General features: G+C 40.7%; 15 protein-coding genes. 4 read left to right on the top strand and 11 right to left on the bottom strand.

What is annotated here, in order from left to right; translation table 11 throughout:
• Positions 1–640 precede the first annotated feature (640 nt).
• Entirely contained in the window at positions 641–967 is a 327-nt protein-coding gene (locus V7K69_RS09170) for an STAS domain-containing protein (protein WP_335033470.1), read from the top strand.
• Positions 968–1011: 44 nt separating this feature from the next.
• Here the strand turns inward: V7K69_RS09170 and V7K69_RS09165 are convergent, their stop codons facing one another.
• The gene (locus V7K69_RS09165) at positions 1012–2202 is read right to left on the bottom strand and encodes a SpoIIE family protein phosphatase (protein WP_335033468.1); all 1191 of its coding nucleotides are present in this window, start codon (positions 2200–2202) and stop codon (positions 1012–1014) included.
• Positions 2203–2404: 202 nt separating this feature from the next.
• Between V7K69_RS09165 and V7K69_RS09160 the strand changes: the two genes are divergently transcribed.
• Positions 2405–2821, top strand: coding sequence for an ATP-binding protein (locus tag V7K69_RS09160; RefSeq protein ID WP_335033465.1), 417 nt, complete (start codon positions 2405–2407; stop codon positions 2819–2821).
• Between the two features lie 73 nt (positions 2822–2894).
• Here V7K69_RS09160 and V7K69_RS09155 read toward each other — a convergent pair whose 3' ends face one another.
• The 6 genes from V7K69_RS09155 to V7K69_RS09130 form a co-directional block, all read right to left on the bottom strand.
• Positions 2895–7550 (bottom strand): response regulator, encoded by a 4656-nt coding sequence (locus V7K69_RS09155; RefSeq protein WP_335033463.1) that lies wholly within the window; start codon positions 7548–7550, stop codon positions 2895–2897.
• A 672-nt stretch (positions 7551–8222) separates the two neighbouring features.
• Positions 8223–8393 (bottom strand): hypothetical protein, encoded by a 171-nt coding sequence (locus tag V7K69_RS09150; RefSeq protein WP_335033477.1) that lies wholly within the window; start codon positions 8391–8393, stop codon positions 8223–8225.
• Positions 8311–8523: a ribbon-helix-helix protein, CopG family gene (locus tag V7K69_RS09145; protein WP_335033461.1), complete on the bottom strand. Its 213-nt coding sequence runs from the start codon at positions 8521–8523 to the stop codon at positions 8311–8313. The genes V7K69_RS09150 and V7K69_RS09145 overlap by 83 nt, the downstream gene beginning before the upstream one ends.
• A gap of 50 nt (positions 8524–8573) precedes the next feature.
• Positions 8574–9254 (bottom strand): response regulator transcription factor, encoded by a 681-nt coding sequence (locus V7K69_RS09140; protein ID WP_335033458.1) that lies wholly within the window; start codon positions 9252–9254, stop codon positions 8574–8576.
• Positions 9255–9295: 41 nt separating this feature from the next.
• Complete coding sequence (locus V7K69_RS09135; protein ID WP_335033456.1) at positions 9296–9721, bottom strand: heavy metal-responsive transcriptional regulator; 426 nt, start codon at positions 9719–9721, stop codon at positions 9296–9298.
• Positions 9722–10211: 490 nt separating this feature from the next.
• Positions 10212–12572, bottom strand: coding sequence for a CBM96 family carbohydrate-binding protein (locus tag V7K69_RS09130; RefSeq protein WP_335033454.1), 2361 nt, complete (start codon positions 12570–12572; stop codon positions 10212–10214).
• 573 nt (positions 12573–13145) lie between these two features.
• Here V7K69_RS09130 and V7K69_RS09125 point away from each other — a divergent pair.
• Positions 13146–14234: an aromatic ring-hydroxylating dioxygenase subunit alpha gene (locus tag V7K69_RS09125; RefSeq protein ID WP_335033451.1), complete on the top strand. Its 1089-nt coding sequence runs from the start codon at positions 13146–13148 to the stop codon at positions 14232–14234.
• 544 nt (positions 14235–14778) lie between these two features.
• Here the strand turns inward: V7K69_RS09125 and V7K69_RS09120 are convergent.
• The gene (locus V7K69_RS09120) at positions 14779–15456 is read right to left on the bottom strand and encodes a hypothetical protein (protein WP_335033449.1); all 678 of its coding nucleotides are present in this window, start codon (positions 15454–15456) and stop codon (positions 14779–14781) included.
• Between the two features lie 95 nt (positions 15457–15551).
• Complete coding sequence (locus tag V7K69_RS09115) at positions 15552–17534, bottom strand: heavy metal translocating P-type ATPase (protein WP_335033447.1); 1983 nt, start codon at positions 17532–17534, stop codon at positions 15552–15554.
• 455 nt (positions 17535–17989) lie between these two features.
• On the opposite strand from V7K69_RS09115, the gene V7K69_RS09110 reads away from it, so the two are divergent.
• Positions 17990–18373 (top strand): hypothetical protein, encoded by a 384-nt coding sequence (locus V7K69_RS09110; RefSeq protein ID WP_335033445.1) that lies wholly within the window; start codon positions 17990–17992, stop codon positions 18371–18373.
• 235 nt (positions 18374–18608) lie between these two features.
• On the opposite strand, the gene V7K69_RS09105 is transcribed toward V7K69_RS09110, so the two are convergent.
• The gene (locus V7K69_RS09105) at positions 18609–21287 is read right to left on the bottom strand and encodes a DEAD/DEAH box helicase (protein ID WP_335033443.1); all 2679 of its coding nucleotides are present in this window, start codon (positions 21285–21287) and stop codon (positions 18609–18611) included.
• A 134-nt stretch (positions 21288–21421) separates the two neighbouring features.
• Positions 21422–22240: a pyrroline-5-carboxylate reductase gene (gene proC, locus V7K69_RS09100; RefSeq protein ID WP_335033441.1), complete on the bottom strand. Its 819-nt coding sequence runs from the start codon at positions 22238–22240 to the stop codon at positions 21422–21424.
• Positions 22241–22246 lie beyond the last annotated feature (6 nt).

Below are 22246 nucleotides of genomic sequence, written 5' to 3'. Positions count from 1 at the left end.
AGACCTCGCTTACGCTGTGATTGATGGTGTCAAAGCTAGAGGCGAAAAAGGTAACTACAGTACACAACGTGTTAAATTTGACTCTAATCGCTCTGACTAAGTTTTCGTTACATAGTTATAAACTTTCCTGCCCACCTACTTATACCAGGCGATCAGAAATCGCGGCTACACAAACGTTCGCGTAGCGTCTCGCAGAGAAGTCAGCCTATGCGGACTAGAAGAATTTGAAACTCACAGAGGTGGGTTTTGTTTGTATAGCCGCGTACTCCTACGGAGAAGCAAGCTATGTGTCAGCGTGCCGGAGGTTTTATTCCATTTGCCAGGGCAGGTGTGTTTTTACACTCATTGAGATGCTCCCAATTACTGCTTATGTCTCGTTTTTAGGCACGGTATTTAGGTTATAAAGATGGTTATTTTCAAGCTTTTGAAATTTTTCGCTAATCTGTAGAGACTAGATTATTTACTGCAATAGCAAATAATAATTATCAAGCTGCACCACGTCAGTAAGTATGGCTGCGCGAACACAAATTAAAGCGGATTCTTTTAAGATACAAAACTATTGCTATATCTATTGCAGTTTAGCTTAGGTCAATGCCAAAATGTAAATACATTTTTTTCAGTTAAACAAGAGGATAAAACAATGAGCCTGAACGTAAAATTACTAGAATTATCTGGAATTTTAGATGGTATTAGAGGTAATGAACTGCGTCGTGAAGTTAACGATATTCTGCTAGCTGGAGCCGATATATTGTTACTTGATATGAAAGAAGTAAAATTTATCGATAGCTCTGGTTTAGGTGCTTTAGTCTCAGCCATGCAAATGACGCGAAATGCTAATACTAAACTTTTTGTTTGTTCAATCAGCGATCAAGTCAGAATGTTATTTGAATTGACTAAAATGGATAGAATTTTTAAAACCTTTGCAGATCAAGATGAATTCAATCGCCAAGTATTGGCAACACAGTAAGCTTCTAGACTTATCCTAAATTTGAATCTGCACACTTGACTATACTAACCAAAGTTAACTTTTACCAAAGAAAAGTCATCATCAAGATTATCTTGATAATTTAAGGTAATAATCTTCGCCAAGAGTTGATTTAGAACACAGGGGTCTTTTAGACTATGTTTAGTTAGTAAGTCAATGAAAGCATCAATACCCCAAAATTTACCATCTGACTGATTAATTTCATAAACACCATCACTAAAAATGTATAAAATACTGTTCTCTTCAATCTGAAAAATAGCGTCTTCAAATTGGACATCAGGTAAAAAGCCAATTGGGAGATCCAAAGAACTTAGCTGTTTAACTTGGATACTTGTTGTAGAGGTCTTTGATAAGAGTAAAGCTGGTGGATGTCCGGCATTGGCATAAATAAGTTGACGTTTCAGACGGTGATAAACTCCATACCAGATTGTGAAGTATTTATCACCGTGCTTTGTCATTTGAAAAGCGTGATTGAGCGCTTTTAGGACTTCACTTGGTTGACAAAAGTTGGTGTTTGGTAAAGATTGCGATCGCAAAATATTCAGCACGGATACAGATAAAAGAGCTGAACCCACCCCATGACCTGATACATCCAACAAATAAATTACCAAATTATCCTCGTCGATCCAATAATGGTCAAAGCAATCACCCCCTAGCTGTGCTGAGGGAATAAACAGATTTTCTGTAGTTACTGCTCCTAGTAGCGGTGAGGGTAAGAGCGATCGCACATAATCAGCAGCCTCAGCTAATTCTGCCTCCAAAATTTGCTTTTGGGTTTGTAAATCTTGATTTAGTATCTCCAAAACTTCTTTTTGACTTTGTAAATCCTGATTTAACTGGTGTAATCTTAGTCCTGCTCTTACCCGCGCTTTCAATTCATTCATCTCTATTGGCTTAGAGATAAACTCATCTGCTCCAGCGTCAAGTCCTCTAACTCGATCTTCCTCCTCTCCTCTAGCTGCTCCCCTAGCCGTCAATAGAATAAAAAAAGTAGTTGCTAACTCTGGATCTGTTCTAATTCGACGACACACTTCTAACCCATCTACCCCGGACATCATCCAGTCACAGATAATCAGAGCAGGACGTAGTAATTGTGCTTGTCTAATTCCTTCTTCGCCATTTTTGGCGATACTGGTATCATAACCTTGATTTTGGAGTGTTCTTTTCAGTACTGTTCGCACTATAGGGTCATCATCAATAACCAAAATTTTAAACATAAATTAAAGTTTACTAAGTAGATTGAAACATAATTCAGAAGTCAGAATGTATTCTGATTCCTGAATTATGTTTCGGTTAAAAGGAAGTAATTGCTCTAATTCAACTTATATGAAATTTAGTTTTAAATGTATAGTGAAAATACTCAAATTAAATAAATTAAATACGAATAGGATCGTCTCAAAATATTTTATTGGTTAAAAAGTGAAAAAGAAAATTTATCTAAAAGTCAACACAGACCTGACAGCATCACCTCAAGTATTGTTTTGGTTCGAGCAGATGAATCACCCGCCTATTCCTAACAAAGAAATTTGGTGGCAATGTCAAACACTTTTGATGGAAGGTTTTACTAACATTGTTGAACATGCACATAAAAATTTACCTATTGAAACTCCTATCGAGCTAGAAGCTGTACGGGTAAATAAATATATAGAAATTCGCATTTGGTCTCAAGGTGAGGCGTTTGACTTAGAACAGAAATTGCGGCAAATAGCTGAATTTGATGATAATTATCAAGACCGAGGGCGGGGTTTAAAAATTATGTCTACCATTGCCGACAAATTGAGTTATGAGCCAACAGCAGACAATCGTTACTGTTTATTTATTAGTAAATATTATTAATCTTCTTATCTAAGCTTTACTAACTGTTAGTGTAATTAGGGTTTCAGCTTATCCCGAACTCAGGTTATCATAATTATCTCGTGATTAAAAACTCTTGGACACATTTAACAAAATCTTCTAACTTTGAGATTAAGTGATTAGTACCTCGACGTTCTTGATTATGAGCTAATTGTTCTAACTTTTGTGCTGCTAAATACATGGTTGTAGCTCCAATATTGGCACTAGCACCTTTAATTTGATGGGTTTGGAGCGCTAGTTGCTCATAGTCACTATCTGCGATCGCTATTTTAATGATCTCTATACGAGGTTGAATATCTTCAACAAATAGTTGCAGTATTTCCAATTCAAATTCTGAGTTGTTTTCCGAGAGTTGATGCAAGCGTTCCCAATCAATTGGGAGGTCAACTGAACCTTTCTGCTCTAAAACAATTTCTTTTGCTTGGAATATCACACCTCCCCAACGCTGTAGCGCCGCCGCTAGTTTCTCTTTGATTACTGGCTTGCTGAGATAATCGTCCATTCCTGCATCTATACACATCTGTTGATCTTCTTTCATTGCATTAGCTGTCATCGCAATTACTACAGGGCGACGACTATTGACAAAGCTGCTTTCTTGCCAACGATGAATTTCTTTTGTAGTTTCTAAACCATCGAGAACAGGCATTTGGCAATCCATCAAAATTAAATCGTAGGGGATTTTTTCTAATAGCTGCAAAACTTCTTTCCCATTACCAGCAACATCAGCACTATAACCTAGGCTTTGGAGTTGCTTCAAAGCAACTTTCTGATTCACCAGATTATCTTCAGCTAAGAGAATTCTTAATTTATGGAAGTCACTAGCCAGGAGGCGGGAGCTAGGAGAATGATCGTTGCTGTTGTTTTCGTAATCTTTTAGTTTTAACTCTTGACTTCTTACTTCTGTCTCCTCCTTTATCTGCGTTCCTAAGATAGTCATAATGGTATCAAGGAGTCGAGACGGCTTAACAGGTTTGACCAAATAAGCTGCAAATCCTATTTTTAGCGCTCGTTGGATTTCATAGCGTTGATTAGTAGAGGTAAGCATAATCAAAGGTAGCCCAGCGATCGCTGAATTTGCTTTAATTTGCTCTCCCAAGGTCATGCCATCTATTTCTGGCATCTGCATATCAATCACAGCAATGTCATAGAAATTTTTTTGCTTGGCAGCCTCCTCAATAGCTTTGAGGGCAATAGTCGCCGAAGCAGCCTGATCTACGAGCATTCCCCAACGGGTAGCTTGATAGTGGATGATTTTGCGATTAGTGGCATTATCATCCACCACTAACAAGCGCCGATTAGTCAGAAGTTCGCGTTCGCTTTCTGAGGAAATCGGGTAAAGTTGCTGGGCGAAAGTCACTTCAAACCAAAATTTAGATCCTTTGCCCAACCGACTTTCTACGCCAATTTCTCCTCCCATCAAGCTTACGAGTTGTTTGCAGATGGCTAATCCCAAACCTGTGCCGCCATACTTGCGGGTGGTGGAAGCATCTACTTGGGTAAATGGGGTAAAGAGTTTGGATTGATCTTCACAGGTAATACCAAGACCGGTATCTGTGATGGAAAAATAGATGGTGGCTGTAGTAGAGGAAAGCGATCGCAATTCTACTCGGACTACTACCTCTCCATTGCTGGTGAACTTGATCGCATTGCTGATCAGGTTCATAAGAATTTGCCGGAGGCGGCCAGCATCACCTTGGAGTTGGGTGGGAACGTTGGGATAGATTAACGCTGCAATTTCTAATCCTTTATTATGGGCTGAGGGAGCTAATAATTCCAACACTTCTTCTAGACAGGAAGATAAGTCAAAATCTAGAGTTTCTAGTGCCATTTCCCCGGACTCAAGTTTGGACAAATCCAAAATTTCGTTGATGAGGCTTAAAAGAGCATCTCCACTAATGCGAATAGTTTCGATAAAGTCCTGTTGCTCTGAGTTTAGGGGAGTTTCTAACATTAAGCCTGTCATCCCCAACACAGCATTCATTGGAGTCCGAATTTCATGACTCATGTTTGCTAAAAAGGCACTTTTGGTTTTAGAAGCTAATTCAGCTTGATGACGAGCAACTTCAAGTTCTCTTCGCTGTTGAGTTTCTGCACATAACATTTGGGCTTGGGCTAAGGCAATACCTACTTGATCGGCAATTTGTCGTAAAAGATGAGTTTCAAAGCTAGACCACTGGCGAGAACTGCCACACTGATGGACAATCAGCAAACCACAGAGTTCTTCTTTGACAAGAATGGGTATGACTAAATTGGATTTGACCCCAAATTGTTGCAGTAATTCTATGTGCCTTTTTTGAATTTCCACTATATCTAAGTCAGCAAGCTCTAGATTCCGTTTTTGACGATATTGCTGTAGATAGTACTGTTGTGTATATTCCGCTTGAAAATAAGAATCAGTGAGCTTGTTCTCTTTAATTGTCAGCCAGCCAGAAACTACTGCCTCAACCACAGTACTTCCAGATCCATCTGTCAAAGGTTGATAAATCAAAACTCGATCGCTATGGAGAATTTTTTGTACCTCCGTAACACTGACTTGGAGAATTTCTTGGATTTTCAAAGACTGACGAATCTTAAGGGTGATTTCAGTAAATAGTTGCGATCGCAAATTTTGGCGTTGGAGTTCTTCTTCTGCCTGCTTGCGCTCAATAAACTGCCCTACTTGCTCACCAATAGAATTCATAACTTTTGCCAAATCTGAGTCAGGTTGCTGGATTTCATGGCTAAAGCAGGTAATGACACCAAGGATGTTTTTACCACTATGAATTGGAAAACCAAAAGCTCCGTGTAGTTCCGCTTGGGCAGCGATTTGCGAGCGAATGAAATCTTTGTCTTTAACTACATCAACAATCCAAACAGGTTCAGCACTCTCCCAAACACGACCAGGCAGGCCAATTCCTGATGCAAAGGTGATCTGCTGACTAAGGATCTCAAATTCTTGCATTGCAGAAGACATTTTATACCATGAATTCAGTAAAGATAGTAGATTCACTCGCTGATTTACCATCCAAATTTCACTTAGATCCCATTCCAAGCTCTCGCAGATTCCTTGGAGGATTTGGGGCATAGCTTCACTGATTGTAGTTGACTGTGCTAAGACGCGCGTTGTAGAGTACTGGGCTTTAAGGCGCTGTTCTGCTCGTTTGCGTAAACGAAGCTCATCATAGGCATCGCTAATGTCAATACCTGTAGAAACAATGTATTCAACGCAACCCTCATCATCTCGCAAAATAGCGTTAGCCCATGAAATCATCCGCAGACTGCCATTCTTTGCTACCCAATAATTTTCATATTCTTTGGGCGTTTTACCAGCTCGCAACTGTTCAAAAACTGCTTTAACCGATTCTACCTGTTCAGGAATGATAAACAGGTTCCAGAAATGCCTTCCTCTCACCTCATCAAATGAGTAACCAGTTGTTTGTTCACAAGCTTGATTAAAGCGAACGATTTGACCTTGTGTATCCAGAACTATTACTAAAGCGCTAGCTGTATCAAGGACTGCTGAAATAAAGTTGCGTTCTCGGTTTAGCGTTTCCTCTGTTAATTTACGTTCTTTTACCTCACGATAAATGAAGTAGTAGACTATGGCCAGAGTTATAAAACTTAGGCAAATAGCGATCGCAAGTGTCAAAACTGTGTTATCTGCACTGGCTTTTGCAGCTTGTGACTGCTGTTGTAGCAACCCTTTTTCCTCATTCTCGATCTCATGGATGACCTTGCGGATATCATCCATAATATATTTTTCATGATTTGTCTGGATTACCTGCAACGCTGCCTCAAATCCCTGATTTTGACGCAGGTATATAGTCTGCTTGAGTATGGCAAATTTTGCAGCTATCAGAGGTTCAAGCGTAGCAAACTGCTTTTGTTGGCTAGGTTGATCTGCGATTAAATCCTTCAGTTCTCCAATTTTTTGATCGATGTTTGCAACTACTGCTTGATAAGGTTCCAGATAAGTTTCTTGTCCAGTCAGGATATAACCGCGTTGTCCGGTTTCAGCATCCTTTATATCGGACAGTAATTCTCCCAGTTTATTGATTTTCCCTTGGGTTTTTTGTACCTGATTGCTAGTATCAATCAATATACGTGTATTTTCATAAGAAGTCACGCCAATCAAAACTAAAATTGCCGCTGCTAACCCAAACCCTCCAGCTACTCTTTGAAAAAATTGTTTGTGTCCCTTGTGTGCCTGTTTGGGTGTATGACTCGCCAATACCAAACTCGCTAAGTTACGCCGCATTTCTAATTGCTTAATTACCTGGCGACCGATAATTTGCAATGCTTCAAATTGTTCTGGAGAGAGGTTTCTTGGTTCACGGTCAATTACACAAAGTGTTCCTAGTGCATATCCTTCAGGGTTAGTTAGCGGTACACCAGCATAAAACCGAATATCCGGGTCAGAAGTGACTAGCGGGTTTGTCGCAAACCTTTCGTCAAGTGTTGCATCAGGCACAACAAAAACTTCTGGTTGCAGAATAGCATGGGCGCAGAATGCAATATCTCGCGGTGTTTCTAGGGCATCCAAGCCAACTTTGGATTTGAACCACTGGCGATCGCTATCAACTAAACTGATTAGGGCAATAGGAGTGCCACAAATATATGAGGCTAAACGGGTGAGATCGTCAAAGGCAGCTTCCGAATGAGTATCGAGGATCTTATACTCCAAAAGAGATTCGATTCGCTGTATTTCGTTATCAGGTAATGGTGCTTTCATTCTTCAGCCTTATCGGTGACTACTAAAGTTTGACTCGTAACATTGAATCTGTAGGCATCTCCAAATCAACCCACTGTACGAACTATGTAGAGAAATAAAGAAATAAAGTATAAAATTATCTGCCATAGGTCAATACTATAGTTGTAAATAAAAACTTGCTGCCAAAGAGTTTTCTGGCTGCTAGCTCATGTATTCAGCTTGGAATTATGATGCCCAAAATATATGCTTGTTAAGACATGGCAAAGAAAAAAAGCATTAATTTTATATACCTGCCCCTTGACTGTCTAATTAGTATTTTTTGCAAGAGCGTCTTGCAATTTTTAATTAATAATTTTTAATTGGAGCGTACTCTTAGATAGAAGCAAGCTAGCAAGAGTGTCTTGTAGAGAAGCGACTTGACTGCTCAATGACCCATCTGGTAGCAACGAGAATAAACCCAGATTGCCCTCAATACTTGTCGGGTTTTGGGGGAAAGGGGAATGGCAAAGGGGATAGAAAAACCTTTAATCCAAACCTAGTAACCTTTTCCCCAAACAAAATTTCAGTTTAAAATCCAAAACCCGAGCAGTATTAGGTTCTATAAATAGCTATGCCCTACTATTAGGAGTGTGTTCTGAGAAAAGTTTAAGGCTATAAGGGTAAGGGATTAAATTCATCCCTTACCCTTTTGCTTTAAGTGAGAAGTATTGCCTTGAGTTCTATTGGTAATTCAAGATAGCTAGCAGATTTTTGAGATTTGGCGAGATATTCTGGTGAATAGTTAGTGTGATTTTGAGCCACTGCCAACTGTTGTTTTTGAGTCTGCTGTTGCCATTTCAGGGTTTTCAGTATTGTCAACCTCAAGAGATCGGAGTAATTCTCGAATTACGTCTGTTGCTGGCCTTCCTGTCAAAGCACAGTAGTGTTCAAGTTTCTTCATTTCCTCAGCCGTAAGATTTACTGTTAGCCGTTTCACAGCCCATTTTTTATTCATGATCCTCTTTTTTCTTTAAAATTTTGCTTTTCGTCGAAATCACCAAGTCATTACGATTGCTCCCGTAGTGCATAGCCTACACCACGGACTGTATGAATCAAACGCTTTTCATTATTCTCTTCCAATTTGAGTCGCAGATAACGAATATATACTTCAATAATATTAGAATCACCCATGAAATCGTAACCCCAAACTTTCTCTAAAATTTGATCTCTAGTAAATACCTGACGGGGATATGAAAGGAGATATTCTAATAAGTCAAACTCTTTTGCTGTTAACTCAATGCTTCGTTTTTCCCGAAAAACTTCACGGGTGCGGCGATTTAAGCTTAAATCTTCAAATTGCAGCAAATCTTCGGCTGTTTCTTGCGTGCGGCGCAGATGGGCGCGAATTCTAGCGAGTAATTCCTCAATGCTGAAGGGCTTAACTACATAATCATCGGCTCCCGCATCTAATCCGGCGACGCGATCGCTCACTTCATCTTTTGCTGTCAATAAAATTACTGGTACTGTACTACCTGTTGCTCGCAAACGGCGACAAATTTCTAAACCTGTTAAACCTGGTAACATCCAATCCAGAATCGCTAAATCTGGCGATGAGTCTCGTGCTAGGGTAAGACCGGCAATCCCATCATGAGCTACACTTACTTGGTATCCTTCGCTACTTAGCTCTAACTCGACAAATCGTGCTAATTTAACTTCATCTTCCACCAAAAGGATATGTGCTGTCATAAGTTTGCTCCTGCTGTCTCCTCTGTCTTCTTTTCTGTTTCTCAGCACTGAGGGATATTTTGAATAATGGGACAAATTGTATCTTCATTCTGGTCGCCGATATTCTTCCAGCCTGAAAGTAATCCCTTTATTTCAGATCGCAAAGTTAACAACTGATCGATTTGGCGATCAATTTGCAAAAGCTTGTCCTGGAGCTTTTCTTTGATTTCACCGCAGGGAGCTTGTCCTTGGTCATAGACCTGAAGAATATTTCCAATCTCCTCTAAGCTCAGACCAAGATTTTGTGCCCTTTTAATGAACGCTAGACGAGTCAGCACATCCAATGAAAACTGGCGGAAGCCTCCCTCTGTTCGTCTTGATGATTTGATTAAACCTAAACTCTCGTAATAGCGAATTGTCCTGATCGGGATTTTGCTTATATCTGTTACCTGACCAATTAAAAGCAGTTTTGTCTCCTGAGTTAACACGGCAGATTTTCTCAAATATTGTAATTATTATTACATATTTATACTAATTTATTAATTCAGATGAGAGTTTAGCCAAATCTTGGTGTCAGTAGTTTAAATTTTTATCTAATTAAAGATATTACTAAGTTTTAATTTTTCAAATATCTATTGTTAATGGATATTAGCTCAATCCAGTTCAGATAAGACCAAAACACTTGTAGAGACGGCGATTTATCGCGTCTCAAACCCCGCGATTTTGTACAAGTAGGCCTTAACCAAAGTGCATTGCATATTAGCTTATATAAGAGTTCCAGCTTTTACTTGCACACCATGAATCAACAAGTATTTTGAGCGCAGTTCAAACAAACCAATAAAAATGAAAGCCCTTGGTGATCAACCAAGGGTTTTGTCAATTTGGTCTTGCAGGGTGTCTAGATGCCGATCAATTATTTATTATCTTCAACTTCAAGTTTGAACACCCCGACTAACGAGAATTCCTTTTCGGGCAGATTTAAGGATTGATCGCAAGCTGTGGTTGATTAACACTCGCTTCACGAGACTTGATGTTGATATTAGTACCAGCATTATTCTGACTGTGTAAGACAAAGCTGATTGCTGTCGCACCGGCAGACCTCTGCATCTGTACATAATTAGTAACATCGAATTCATACCAAATATACTGGGTTCCATTAACTAAAATGGAGGTTGGATTGAGTGGCGATGTGACAAATCCAGGCTGATTGTTCCAGGTCATTGTATTCTGTAACCAGAGCGGGGTAGATGTAAAAACATCTAACGGCACCCTCGTACCATCGTTCGTATTGACACATAAGCGTAGAGTCGCCCGACTGATGCTGCTAACTCCATTAAGGCTGAATGCAATGTAAGCATTGCGATTTAAACCAATATTAGAATTAGTCTTTACTTCAAGTGTACTAGCTGTACCAAAGTTGGTATTAGCATAAGTTCCATCACGAACATGGGTGTCAGCAGTTGGAGTTAGCACTGTGGGATTGGTAGCAGGCAATCCAAAAGCTTGAATGCGGTCAGTACCAACGAAAACTGTTCCATGTGCAACAGTTGGTGTGCTATATTTCCCACCAACCTGAAGTTGCGCCTCGTTTCGATTCCAAGTCGTCTGATCGCTCCAGACATTCCAGGAATTAGCGCTGTTCCAAAGTAGAGAAAGATCGTTACCATTAATCGCATAAAGAATTGGATGAGGTGTGGTGGGGCTTATAAGTGAGTCTGAGCGTCGCACATTTGCCGCCAGCACCCAGACAAGTGGGTTATTGCTTCCATTGCTGGTAACTACTGGTGCGCCGGGTGAAAGAAACAGCAGATTATCGTTACTTAGATCGTTGATCAGATAAGGCCAACGCCCTGAAACTCCATTGTTATAACCACCAGATGGAGAAATACGCAGTCGCACGATAGATGGAGGCACACTCTTTGTTGTTGCGCCACCATCGCTATCAGTTGTTTTACTAACACCTGAGACATACAAATAGTCAGTAGTGCCGTTATTAAAATAAGCTGGCGTGCTACGCATCTTTGCATATTCAGTATTTCCACGTAAACTGGAATCAGGACTGAAGATATTCAACGGATGAGTAGTAGACGAGGTAAGTAATGACTTTTCTGGAAAATTGGTTGCAGAACGGTTAGTCAAGCTACCTGGAAGTGATGCCCGATTGAGTAAGTAAATAGTCCCTTGTTTGCCGCCGAAGGCAACCAGTTTTGGTGCATCTGTTGTGGCTGGATTCAGGTCAATAACAACAGGAGAACTACCACCGATATCAATATCGCCAATCTCTAAGGCGATATAGTCAGCAGGCGTGTAAGTGCCTGTCAACATACTCAGAGGCGAGTCGAATTTGAGCAGTGATTCTCCCCAGGTATTAACAGCAGTGTCATAAATCGGGTGACTACTGTTCCCTGTCGTTACATAAACATTTTTATCGCTATCGATGCTGACACCACCTGCGCCCCACATCCCACCATTAACCTCCTTAGACGACTGTCCAGCAGAGAAGGCACTGAGGATCGTTGCCTTAGCAGTATCAATCACAACCAACCAACCAGCAGCAGTGTCGTTGTAGCCGCCAAACGGAACGTAAAGCTTACTACCAAGGGAACTAATATTGAGCGCTCCGCGCTGTGACATTAAAGTTGCTGCTTCAAAAGTTGCTTTCCCGTTGCCACCGTTTTTGTTAATGTTGTTTGTATTCAATGCACTGTTGTTAATTGGAATACCTGTGGTTGGCCAACCAGAAACAGTCGCACCGTTACTCAGATTGAGTGCAAAGACACGCCACTCTCCGCCTGCTCTATTGTCAACAACGCTAGCAACATAAAGCCGCCCTGGAGAGTAGTTTGTCCGGTCGATTACTGGGGTACTCAGGACACCCATTGGGATTGGGCCTTCAAGAAGCGAGGAGGTTGGCACAATGACGGGTGTGCCTAAATTGGTGCGCCAGAGTACTGTACCAGGCTTAACATTACCATTTGCAAAGGCATTGACTGCATAGATATCGCCATTATTAGTTGCAGCAAATACAACATTGAAAGTTCCAGTGAAAGAACTTGTGGAAATGAAAACATTATCGGCGTAGAGGGGTGTCGCGTAGAGATGAGGCGCATAGCTGGTTCCACCAATAGTTACACTGTTAAAACGTGGTGAGTCCCAAAGTCTACTAAAACCACCATTGCGAACTAGTGCGGGAGTAAGAATTGTCTCTGCATTGTTCCAGCCATGACGTTGACGGTTGCCATGAAACATCAGAGTGTCCTGGGCCTGTACGGGAAGACTCTGGAGAACTCCGACAGATAAAAGAGTTGTAAATAGAGAATGACGAATCCAAGAAAGCATGAAAGCCTCCAATAAAATCTGAAGTATTAAGCGCTAAATTCTTACAAAATCAACAGTATTATGATGAATGCTCATTCTTACTTCCAACGTTTCACGCCTAAAAATCGGATAGAAGTAGCAAAAATACTTTAGATTTCTTCCAAAAGTTAAAGAAAAGGTTAAGGGAGGAAAGGGAAAATGGCTCAACACCTTTCCTCCCTTAACCTTTGTTATTATCCCCTTTTTTTGTCTTTAATAATTAGAGAAACTTTTTTATCTAGCAAAGCTTTGAGGTATCTTTAACTGAACTATAAATATATGTGTAGTTAGGCTAACCTTTGTATTAAAGTTTGAAAATAATAAAACTAATTATTCCAAGTATTCTCGCTCTTTCTGAACAAACACAATATCATCAGGATTATTCTTATTAACGCTGTTTTGAGTATTTTAACTGATTGACAAAAAATAATTTATTTTAAAATCTCATAAATGTTTATTGGGTGACTATTTCTCATGGTACTGAAAGTAACTGTTTTTTTGAAGTTCTCATGTTACTTCTAGATCAACTGCTTCACCTCAAGTGAAACCATAAAAATGAATCTCAACTCGCAGACTTCTAGCTCAACCCGTAAACCTAAAACTTTCAATAATCCAGAACGTTTTATTGAAGGATGGTATTGGGTAATACCCTCTCGAAATCTGCGGGTGGGTGAAGTAAAACCTGTCACGATTTTGGGCAGAGAACTAGTGATTTACCGTGGTAAGGACACAAGAGTAACTACCTTTGATGCCTACTGTCCCCACATGGGCGCTCATCTTGCTGAAGGCAAAGTTGAGGGTAATGCACTCCGTTGTTTCTTCCATCACTGGAAGTTTGATGCTGAAGGGATGTGTATTGATATCCCATGTTTAGATACGCCGCCTTCCTTAAAGTTACAAAGTTGGCCCACTGCTGAAAAGTACGGCATGATTTGGGTTTGGACTGGAGAAATACCACAACAACCCTTACCTTTTATTCCCGAATTAGAACAAAAAGAGTGTGATGTCGCTATCCATTCTCATTTTGTAATGAACTGTCACCCCAATGTGGTGATGATTAATGCGATTGATACTCAACATATCAATACAGTCCACAAACTGCCAATAGAAATTATTTTTGAAAGACAGGAACTGAATGAAAATGCAATTATCTTCAGTAACACTACAAACATTAAAGAGAATTCATCTTTCATTAAACTCATCCGTCTTTTCTACAAAAATGCCATAACTTACAGTATTTGCTATTGGTACGGTAGCATTGGCATTGTGACACTTGGCCCCGATTTCTTCCATGTCCACACAATGTTTGCAGTTCGCCTCCACGAAGGTGGAAAAGCTGAAGGTCAAATCCTGTTAATTACTAAGAAACGTAAAGGATTTTTTGGTTGGTTATCCAATCGAGTTGTGTTATGGCTGACTAAGATTGCAGGTAAATTTTTTCTCCTGGGTGACATTAAGATTGTCCAAACAATTAAGTTTGATTTGAAAACTCCAATCAAAGCAGATCAGTCAATCATGCAGTTTATTAACCATGTTGAAAGACAGCAATCTCTAATGTGGGGGACTTGGCAAGAAGCGCGATCGCGCGATGTAGAGAGCAAGCCCAAGCGTGAGAGATGGCAAGATACAGCGAGTAATGACTAATATCATGTCTATATTGACCAAAATTCTGTTGAAGCTTACAAAGCCAGACCTTGACAGAATAATTATTTTATGGTCAATTAAACGGACATGATATGACAGCTAATAAAAGTTAAAAGTTCAACAAATTACTTTTAACTTTTAATTTATTTTTTACTGGGTTACTAAATTAATAAAAAGAAGTGGCAAAGCCACTTCCTAATTCCCAGGTAGAACCTAAGTTATGAGTATAACGATTACAAAAATTTGAAATAGTATAAAGAAACACCAATTAGCTGAATATCTGTATTTTCCTTGTTTTCTGGGTAAGAAAATCGTAATTTCGATGCGCTAAATAACTGTATATTTACATAAGTTTTAGATTACAATGCAGACTCAAGTGTAAATTTTTCTACTGGATAGGCAGCGCGATCGCTATCAATCAGTATATCTCCTATAGTCGTTGTATCTTTGACTGTGACAGGTAAATATGCAGCTACGCTAATGAGTAACGTTGCCTCCCTATTCTTCCTGCACCCTAGCAAGCAAACTGATGTTTAGCATACTACTACTCACCTGGGTTAAGTACAACGATAATTTCTGTAAGTGTGATTCCCAGAGATTTCCAATGGCGATCGCTGGAGGAAAAAGTACTATCCCCAGAAACAGCTTGGTAGTCATTGGCAAACTTTTCGTAAGCATTGGGAGCAGCGTCTACTCGTAAAATCAGTTTGCCTTGATAACGGGATAATTTGCTACTATCCAACAAAATTGTGCCGCCGTAATCCCACGCCAATCCATAGAGCTTAAAGTCACCTAATTTCTTGCGTAACTCGCTCAATGGGGTTCCAACACCGATACCTTCGCGGGTTTTCCAAGCCCAAGCCAGGTTACGCACATCTAGAGGTTTAGTACGAGTATTATCACTCCAGACTACTAAGAGCGATCGCCCCTGATTTAGGTTTACCTGAGTAGCAGCGAAACTCCCTATTCCTTCAGCACCGGAAATGGTTTTATCAACGAGATGGGATGCACCAAAAAGCTTCACTAAATCTTGCTTGGTGGTTGTGCGCGTTATTGGCCCCACTCGTTCGCCAGGAACAATCAAGGTATTTGTTAATAATTGCGATTTAGCAACAGTAATTGGATGATTGATTTTCTGGGGTAGTGCAAAGGCTGGGTTTCCTGAATAGTTTAGTAGTAAAGCTAAAGTAGCTGTAGCAATGCCTTTGATTGATGAATTCATAGGTGCTATTTTTGGGTAGTAAAATATGAGTCCAATGTACTCATAGTTTAACTACTACAATTTACCAACTACAAATTCCCGATTTTCCAAAAATTTTATTTCATCGCTCTAGTTGCATTTAAAATTGCCAGCAATGCTACTCCAACATCAGCAAAGACAGCTTCCCACATTGTCGCTATACCGAAAATACCCAATCCAATAAACACAGCTTTAATTACTAAAGCAAAGCCAATATTTTGCCAAACGATTTGCCTTGTTTTTCTGGCAATTTGTATTGCTTCTGCTACTTTTGATGGCGCATCTGTCATGATGACAATATCAGCAGTTTCGATGGCTGCATCTGAACCTAAGCCACCCATTGCCATCCCAACATCGGCTCTAGCAATCACTGGCGCATCATTAATACCATCCCCAACAAAGGCAACTTTACCATGCTTGCCGGCGGTGCTGAGTAATTTCTCAATGGCATTAACTTTTTCTTCTGGTAATAAGTCTGCTTCGTAAGCATCTATGCCTAGCTGTTCGGCAATTCGGGAAGCGATCGCTTGATTATCTCCTGTCAACATTACTGTTCTTTCTACACCCATTCGCTTGAGTGCTTGAATAGCGTGTCTCGCATCTTCTTTGAGTTCATCAGCAATGACAATATACCCAACGTAAATATTATCCACTGCTAAATTAACAACTGTTCCCTCTAGCTGGCAATTATCATGAGCAATGTTCTCTTTGTGGAGTAGGCGATCGCTTCCCGCTATCACTACCCTATTTTCAACCTTGGCTCTAATTCCATAGCCTGCAATCTCTTCATAATCTCTCACATCAAAATCATCAATCTTTCCCCCATAAGCCTTAAGGATAGATTGAGCGATGGGATGATTTGAGTGCGATTCTACTTTGGCAGCTAATTGCAGCAATTCTGTTTCATTGTAGCCATGTAATGCTACTATTTTTACTACTTTAAATACGCCTTTAGTTAATGTTCCAGTTTTATCAAATACAACTGTATTGACTGCATTTAGAGTATCTAGAAAAGTAGAGCCTTTAACCAAAATGCCCCGTCTAGCTGCACCTCCCACACCTCCAAAGTAACCTAACGGAATACTGATAACAAGTCCACAGGGACAGGAAATAACTAGCAAAATTAAGGCACGATAAATCCATTCTGAAGAACTTGCACCAGAAATAAATAAAGGCGGTAATATTGCAACTGCTAAAGATATAAAAACTACTATTGGCGTATAATATCGGGCAAATTTAGTAATGAATTTTTCTGTCTCTGCTTTTTTGCTTTTGGCATTTTGCACCAAGTCTAAAATCTTGGCAATAGCAGAGTCATCAAATAGTTTGGTGACTCTAATGCTGAGAACACCCATTTTATTGATCATCCCAGCCAAAACTATTTCACCCAGCCTCACTGTTCGCGGTACAGATTCTCCAGTTAATGCAGATGTATCAACTTGCGAATTTCCATCTATAATCTCACCATCCAAGGGAATCTTTTCACCCGGTTTGACGACGATAATATCTCCAATATTTACTGTTTCTGGGCGGACTTTTTTTAGTTCCCCCTCTATTTGGATATTTGCATAGTCTGGGCGAACTTCCAATAAGGCTTTGATGGAACTACGGGAACGACTAACGGCAAGATCCTGAAACAATTCGCCAATTTTATAAAATAGCATGACTCCGACAGCCTCGGGCAATTTATGAATTGCGATCGCCCCTAGTGTCGCTACTGTCATCAAAAAGGTTTCATCAAATAATCTACCTTTAAGTATATTGCGTCCAGCCGTTTTTAAAACACTCCATCCACTCAATAAATAGGCAGGGATGAAAAGCAGATATTCACCTATTGAGTAGAATGTATTGTGTAATTGATTCTCAAAAATTACACCAGGCACATATAAACTTAAAATTGCTACCAAAGGCAATATCTCATTTTTTAGATTGAATTCTCCACCGTGATCGTGATTGTGGTCATGGTTATGATTCTCATCATGATCATGGTTATGATTCTCATGATGATTGTGTTCACCGTTGCAACAACTTGAAGATTCTGAATGTAGTTTTTGCTTCATCTTTTGTATTGAGGCTAGTAAATTACTTGGTATATGAGCCTTTTTCCAAATGTAATAAAAAAAAGAGATTTTTACAAGTTGAACATTTAAGAATGAGAATCTATATCAGATTTATTGTTAAACACTTATGTTATCTTTTGGTTCAGATTAAGATTTATAATTCTGTAAAGATAACTATATTAGTTCTAATTTTTGAGAATAATCTAAGATATAATTTTTGTTCGGAGTGAGCAATTTCTCGCTTTGTATAAGATTTTAAAGGTCTTAATCCATCAACTTCAAGCCTGTTTGACTGCTTAATTCTGCTATGACAACTACTTTGCGATCAAACTTGGTAGATATGGAACTTTCTTAGATAACAAGTGTCAAGCTAGCTATTCTTAGGGGAAACCCACTTGAAGTTTGAAAGTGAATCGAATACCCTAAGCTAGTAGACAATTTTCTCAAGGAAATCTATGAATAAAAAAATTCTTCTGAATTTGCTTTCCACGTCCTCAATCTTTGTGTCCATGATGTCTACGCTAGTGGCATTTCATCCTGCCCATGCTAGTGGTGGTAGTATTACACAGCGATTACTGCACACAGAAGATGGTCGTACCTGTATCACTAACCCACATGGTGGAAAAGATTTTGTGTGCATTCGAGATTCAGAGAGAACGAAACCGTATACATCTACCCGTTCTGCAACTATTGTTACATCAGTATCAGATCAGAATGTTGCCATGTTGAATTTTACTGATGAAGAAAGTGATGCTGCAATTAAGACATTCGGTTGTGATTGTCCATTGTGCATCAATTCTTTGCGTCAGTTGCGCGGTACTGGAAACTTGGTGTACTAAGGTTGAATAGCGCTGATAACGACTACAACTTCTGTTAAATACATGTGATTAATTACGTATAGAAGATATACGAAACCAAAAAAGCATTTTTAACTACGTACCACTACTATTAAATCTAAATTCATTCTTGGGGCAGTTTATAGGGACAATTTATAAATTGCCCCTACAATGTCTAATTTTGCGTAAGTCCTGAAAGAAAAAGATGCACAGAACTTTGTAACTAAGAGTGCCCTGTTTATTCAACCACCTCATTCACAGGGAATCTATCAATCAACTGCATCGCCCGATAAGCATTACGCTGAAAAGAGTCTGGTAGATGGGGAACGTGGGGTATTTGTGATAATAAATCCAACGTCCGGCGGAGAATTCTCACCACATCGCCTTCATCCAAGGTGGTGTTTTCGCAGAGTTCTGTCCACTCCATTCCTAGCGCCCATTGTTCTACTATGGCAATTAACTCAAACTCCAACCATATAGGTAGCGCTACGTTATACCGCCGTTGTAGTTGGAACATTTGGCGACGAATTCCCCGCAATTTTGCTAAGGCTTCTGCCACTTCATTACTAAGCTCAAAGTTAACCTTGCTATCTGGACGGGGTGTTTCCATCACCAAACCGGCGGCGGCGGCGGCTAAATGGTGGGGATCTAAGTTGTCCAATTCACCACTAGCGAATACCAAACCCAACCACAATTCATTCTCACCCCGAATGGCGGCAGCAATTCGCCCTAATTGTGTGGGCACTAAGTTATCTAAAGCGCCAAAGTGTTGCAGAATTAAGATTAAATTGAGAAATTCTTCCCAATGACGTTGTGACTGTTGCTCTACTTGCCCTTGCAATTGTTCGAGTTCGGCTTCTAGTTCGACATATTTGGCGCGACGCTTGAAAAGCGTGGCAGCATTGCCTGATTGATGTAAGGGATGAGCTTCTAATTGCTCTTGGACGGCAGCAGTGCGGCTGATTTGTTCTGCTACTTCTGGTGCCAGATGCAAAGATTCTACCGGATTGGGAATACGCACAGCGATCGCAAAGGTTTCTTCGTTACCACGGCGTGATTGTCCTGGCTTCAAAGGCATCTCTGGCGGTGGTAGTACATCAGGTGACACCTCAATTCGCGGCAATTCTGCATACAAATCGACTACATCCCCTGTGGTTGCGACATACCAGCGATTATCATGCCCCAAGCATACCAAGTAGGGAGCTTGACCAGAACCAGGCGATTTTCCGACTAACACTGCGGTTACGGGTGAAGACACTGTGATGTTTTTGCCTTTGAGACTCAACAGAGTTCCTGACACTGCAAAGTCCAACATCATCCCCAATTCTTCTTGTCTATCTTCCTGTGCTTGCTCTTGCAGGGTTTTCAATATCTGGCGTTCTACTTTCAGACGTTGTCGCAATTTCTCATAAATAGCCAGTTCATTTTCATCAACGGCGGCGATTTGCTCATGTAGTTGAGCTAATTGTTTTTCCAGTTCGGCAATCTCATCGTATTCTGGTCTTAAATGCAATGTCGCCATGTACTGCCCAAAACTGCGCTCTATCAGTTCCCTAGTTTGCTCTAGGGTGTGGGTTTGCAGCAAGTTGAGTACCATGCCATAACTGGGCGTAAACTGGCTTACAAGGGGATCTGGCTTGGATGTTCCCAAATATGCCGCTTCTTTGGCTCCTTCAAAGGGAGTTTGCACTGTCACCACATGACCTTGTTTATCCATCCCCCGCCGGCCTGCCCGTCCCGCCATTTGCAAGAATTCGGAAGCATTTAACAGGCGGTGTCCGGTGTCAGTCCGCTTGGAAAGCGTAGAAATTACCGTTGTCCGGGCGGGCATATTAATTCCCGCAGCCAGTGTTTCCGTGGCGAATACTACTTTAATCAGCCCTTGCTGAAATAGTTCTTCTACCAGTGCTTTCCAAGCAGGCAAAATTCCGGCGTGGTGGGCAGCAATTCCTCGGTATAAGGGTGCAATTTGTCCAGAACGCCCAGCTTCGGGATTGCGGACTAAAAAGTCATCAATCTGTTGCCGTAAAATCTGGGATTCTTCATTATTTACCAGCCATAAATCACCCACTTCTGCCACCGCTTTATCACATCCCCGGCGACTGAAGATAAAGTAAATTGCTGGTAGCATATCCCGTTGCTCTAACTGGCTCAAAGTATAAATTATGCCAGGAGCTTCCGGTCTACCACTTCTTCCCCTATCCCTTTCTCCCCCTCTCCCCTTCTTTTTCTGAAGAAGGCGGGGGTTAATTTTGGTTTTGCTATCATTCAATAAGGGAAATAACCCTTTGGGATTGCAAAAGTGAAATTCTAAAGGAACTGGGCGAAAATCGGAGTAAATCAGGTCTGTTGGGCCGTGAACGCGATTTAACCAATCGGTGAGTTGATCACTGTTGGCAACCGTTGCTGAGAGGGCTGCCAGTTGCACTTCCCGGGGACAATAGATGATTGATTCTTCCCAAACTGTACCGCGCTGGCGATCGTTCATGTAGTGGCACTCATCAAGTATCACCGCTTCCACGTCTACTAATGAGATGCCTACTTGCCCGATGGGTGTGCCATAGAGCATATTTCGGAAAATTTCTGTGGTCATCACCAAAATCGGTGCATCCCTGTGAATGGAGGCATCTCCAGTTAACAGTCCGACTTGATCAAACCCAAATTTTTCTCGAAAGTCACGTAATTTTTGATTCGACAGCGCCTTTAGGGGAGTAGTATAAAATACACGTTTTCCTCGGGACAGGGCGCGATAAATGGCATATTCCCCAACCAATGTTTTGCCCGAACCTGTGGGCGCACACACGACTACGGAGCGTCCAGCGTTCAGGGACGCGATCGCTTCTTTTTGAAACTGATCCAGATCAAAGGGAAATATAGACCCTAAGTCAAGTTCTGGAGACGGCGCAGGATAATTCACTCAATCACATTTGCAACCAGATTGTTTACTATACTAACGAGTCTTTTGTCAACTTCGTTAATAGTCATTTGTCATTAGTCATTAGTCATTAGTTTTTCACAAAGGACAAAAGACGAATGACAAAGGACTCTTAATTATTTTCCCAGTTCTTGCGATCGCTCTGTGGCAGCTTTCACTGCTTCAATTAAAGCTGAACGAAATCCTGCCTGTTCTAACTTGGCAATTCCGGCAATGGTTGTACCACCGGGACTAGTAACGCGATCTTTAAGTTCTGCTGGGTGCATTTTGGTTTCATATAACAGTTTCGCTGTTCCCAGTACGGTTTGCAATGCTAATTGATTGGCAATTGCTCTAGGTAAACCTGCGGATACTCCGCCATCAGCAAGTGATTCTACTAGCAGGGCCACGTAAGCTGGGCCGCTACCAGATAGCCCTGTGACTGCATCCATTAGCCCTTCTGAGACTTCCACAACTTCGCCCACAGCAGAAAAAACTTGTTGTGCTATTTGGTGATGCTTGGTATTGGTATATGCACCTAAACAAATGGCGGTGATTCCTGCTCCCACAGTGGCTGGGGTGTTGGGCATTGCTCTGATAACTGGCAATTGCACAAATGCAGCTTCTAGCTGATTTAAGGGCACACCCGCCAATATGGAAATTATTAGGGGTGATTGTTCTCTATTAATAATATCAATATCTGCTAATTCTTGAGCGATCGCGCTGAACACCTGCGGTTTCACTGCCAAAAATACAACTTCTTTGGCTTGAGTGAAAACCTCACTATTATCTGTCGTTACAGCAACATCGTATTGCTGCTTCAAAAAATCTAGGCGTGAAGGTAGCGGTTCGCTAACTATCACTTCTGATGATTGATAAATTCCACGCGCGATCAGGCGGGATAAGAGCGCTTCTCCCATTACCCCACCACCAATTAACCCAAATTTTATAGTCATTGATCA

It is taken from the genome of Nostoc sp., from assembly GCF_036917775.1.
In the GTDB taxonomy this organism is placed as follows: domain Bacteria; phylum Cyanobacteriota; class Cyanobacteriia; order Cyanobacteriales; family Nostocaceae; genus Nostoc.
The sequence above is the reverse complement of the archived record's forward strand: the minus strand, read 5'-3'. Positions and strand labels throughout refer to the sequence as shown.

Bases quoted from the DNA above. Each gene is read 5' to 3' on its own strand.
- V7K69_RS09115 (WP_335033447.1), bottom strand. From the start codon at position 17,534: ATGAAGCAAAAACTACATTCAGAATCTTCAAGTTGTTGCAACGGTGAA.
- V7K69_RS09120 (WP_335033449.1), bottom strand. From the start codon at position 15,456: ATGAATTCATCAATCAAAGGCATTGCTACAGCTACTTTAGCTTTACTA.
- V7K69_RS09130 (WP_335033454.1), bottom strand. From the start codon at position 12,572: ATGCTTTCTTGGATTCGTCATTCTCTATTTACAACTCTTTTATCTGTC.
- V7K69_RS09170 (WP_335033470.1), top strand. From the start codon at position 641: ATGAGCCTGAACGTAAAATTACTAGAATTATCTGGAATTTTAGATGGT.
- V7K69_RS09125 (WP_335033451.1), top strand. From the start codon at position 13,146: ATGAATCTCAACTCGCAGACTTCTAGCTCAACCCGTAAACCTAAAACT.
- V7K69_RS09145 (WP_335033461.1), bottom strand. From the start codon at position 8,523: ATGAATAAAAAATGGGCTGTGAAACGGCTAACAGTAAATCTTACGGCT.
- V7K69_RS09165 (WP_335033468.1), bottom strand. From the start codon at position 2,202: ATGTTTAAAATTTTGGTTATTGATGATGACCCTATAGTGCGAACAGTA.
- proC (WP_335033441.1), bottom strand. From the start codon at position 22,240: ATGACTATAAAATTTGGGTTAATTGGTGGTGGGGTAATGGGAGAAGCG.
- V7K69_RS09155 (WP_335033463.1), bottom strand. From the start codon at position 7,550: ATGAAAGCACCATTACCTGATAACGAAATACAGCGAATCGAATCTCTT.
- V7K69_RS09140 (WP_335033458.1), bottom strand. From the start codon at position 9,254: ATGACAGCACATATCCTTTTGGTGGAAGATGAAGTTAAATTAGCACGA.
- V7K69_RS09110 (WP_335033445.1), top strand. From the start codon at position 17,990: ATGAATAAAAAAATTCTTCTGAATTTGCTTTCCACGTCCTCAATCTTT.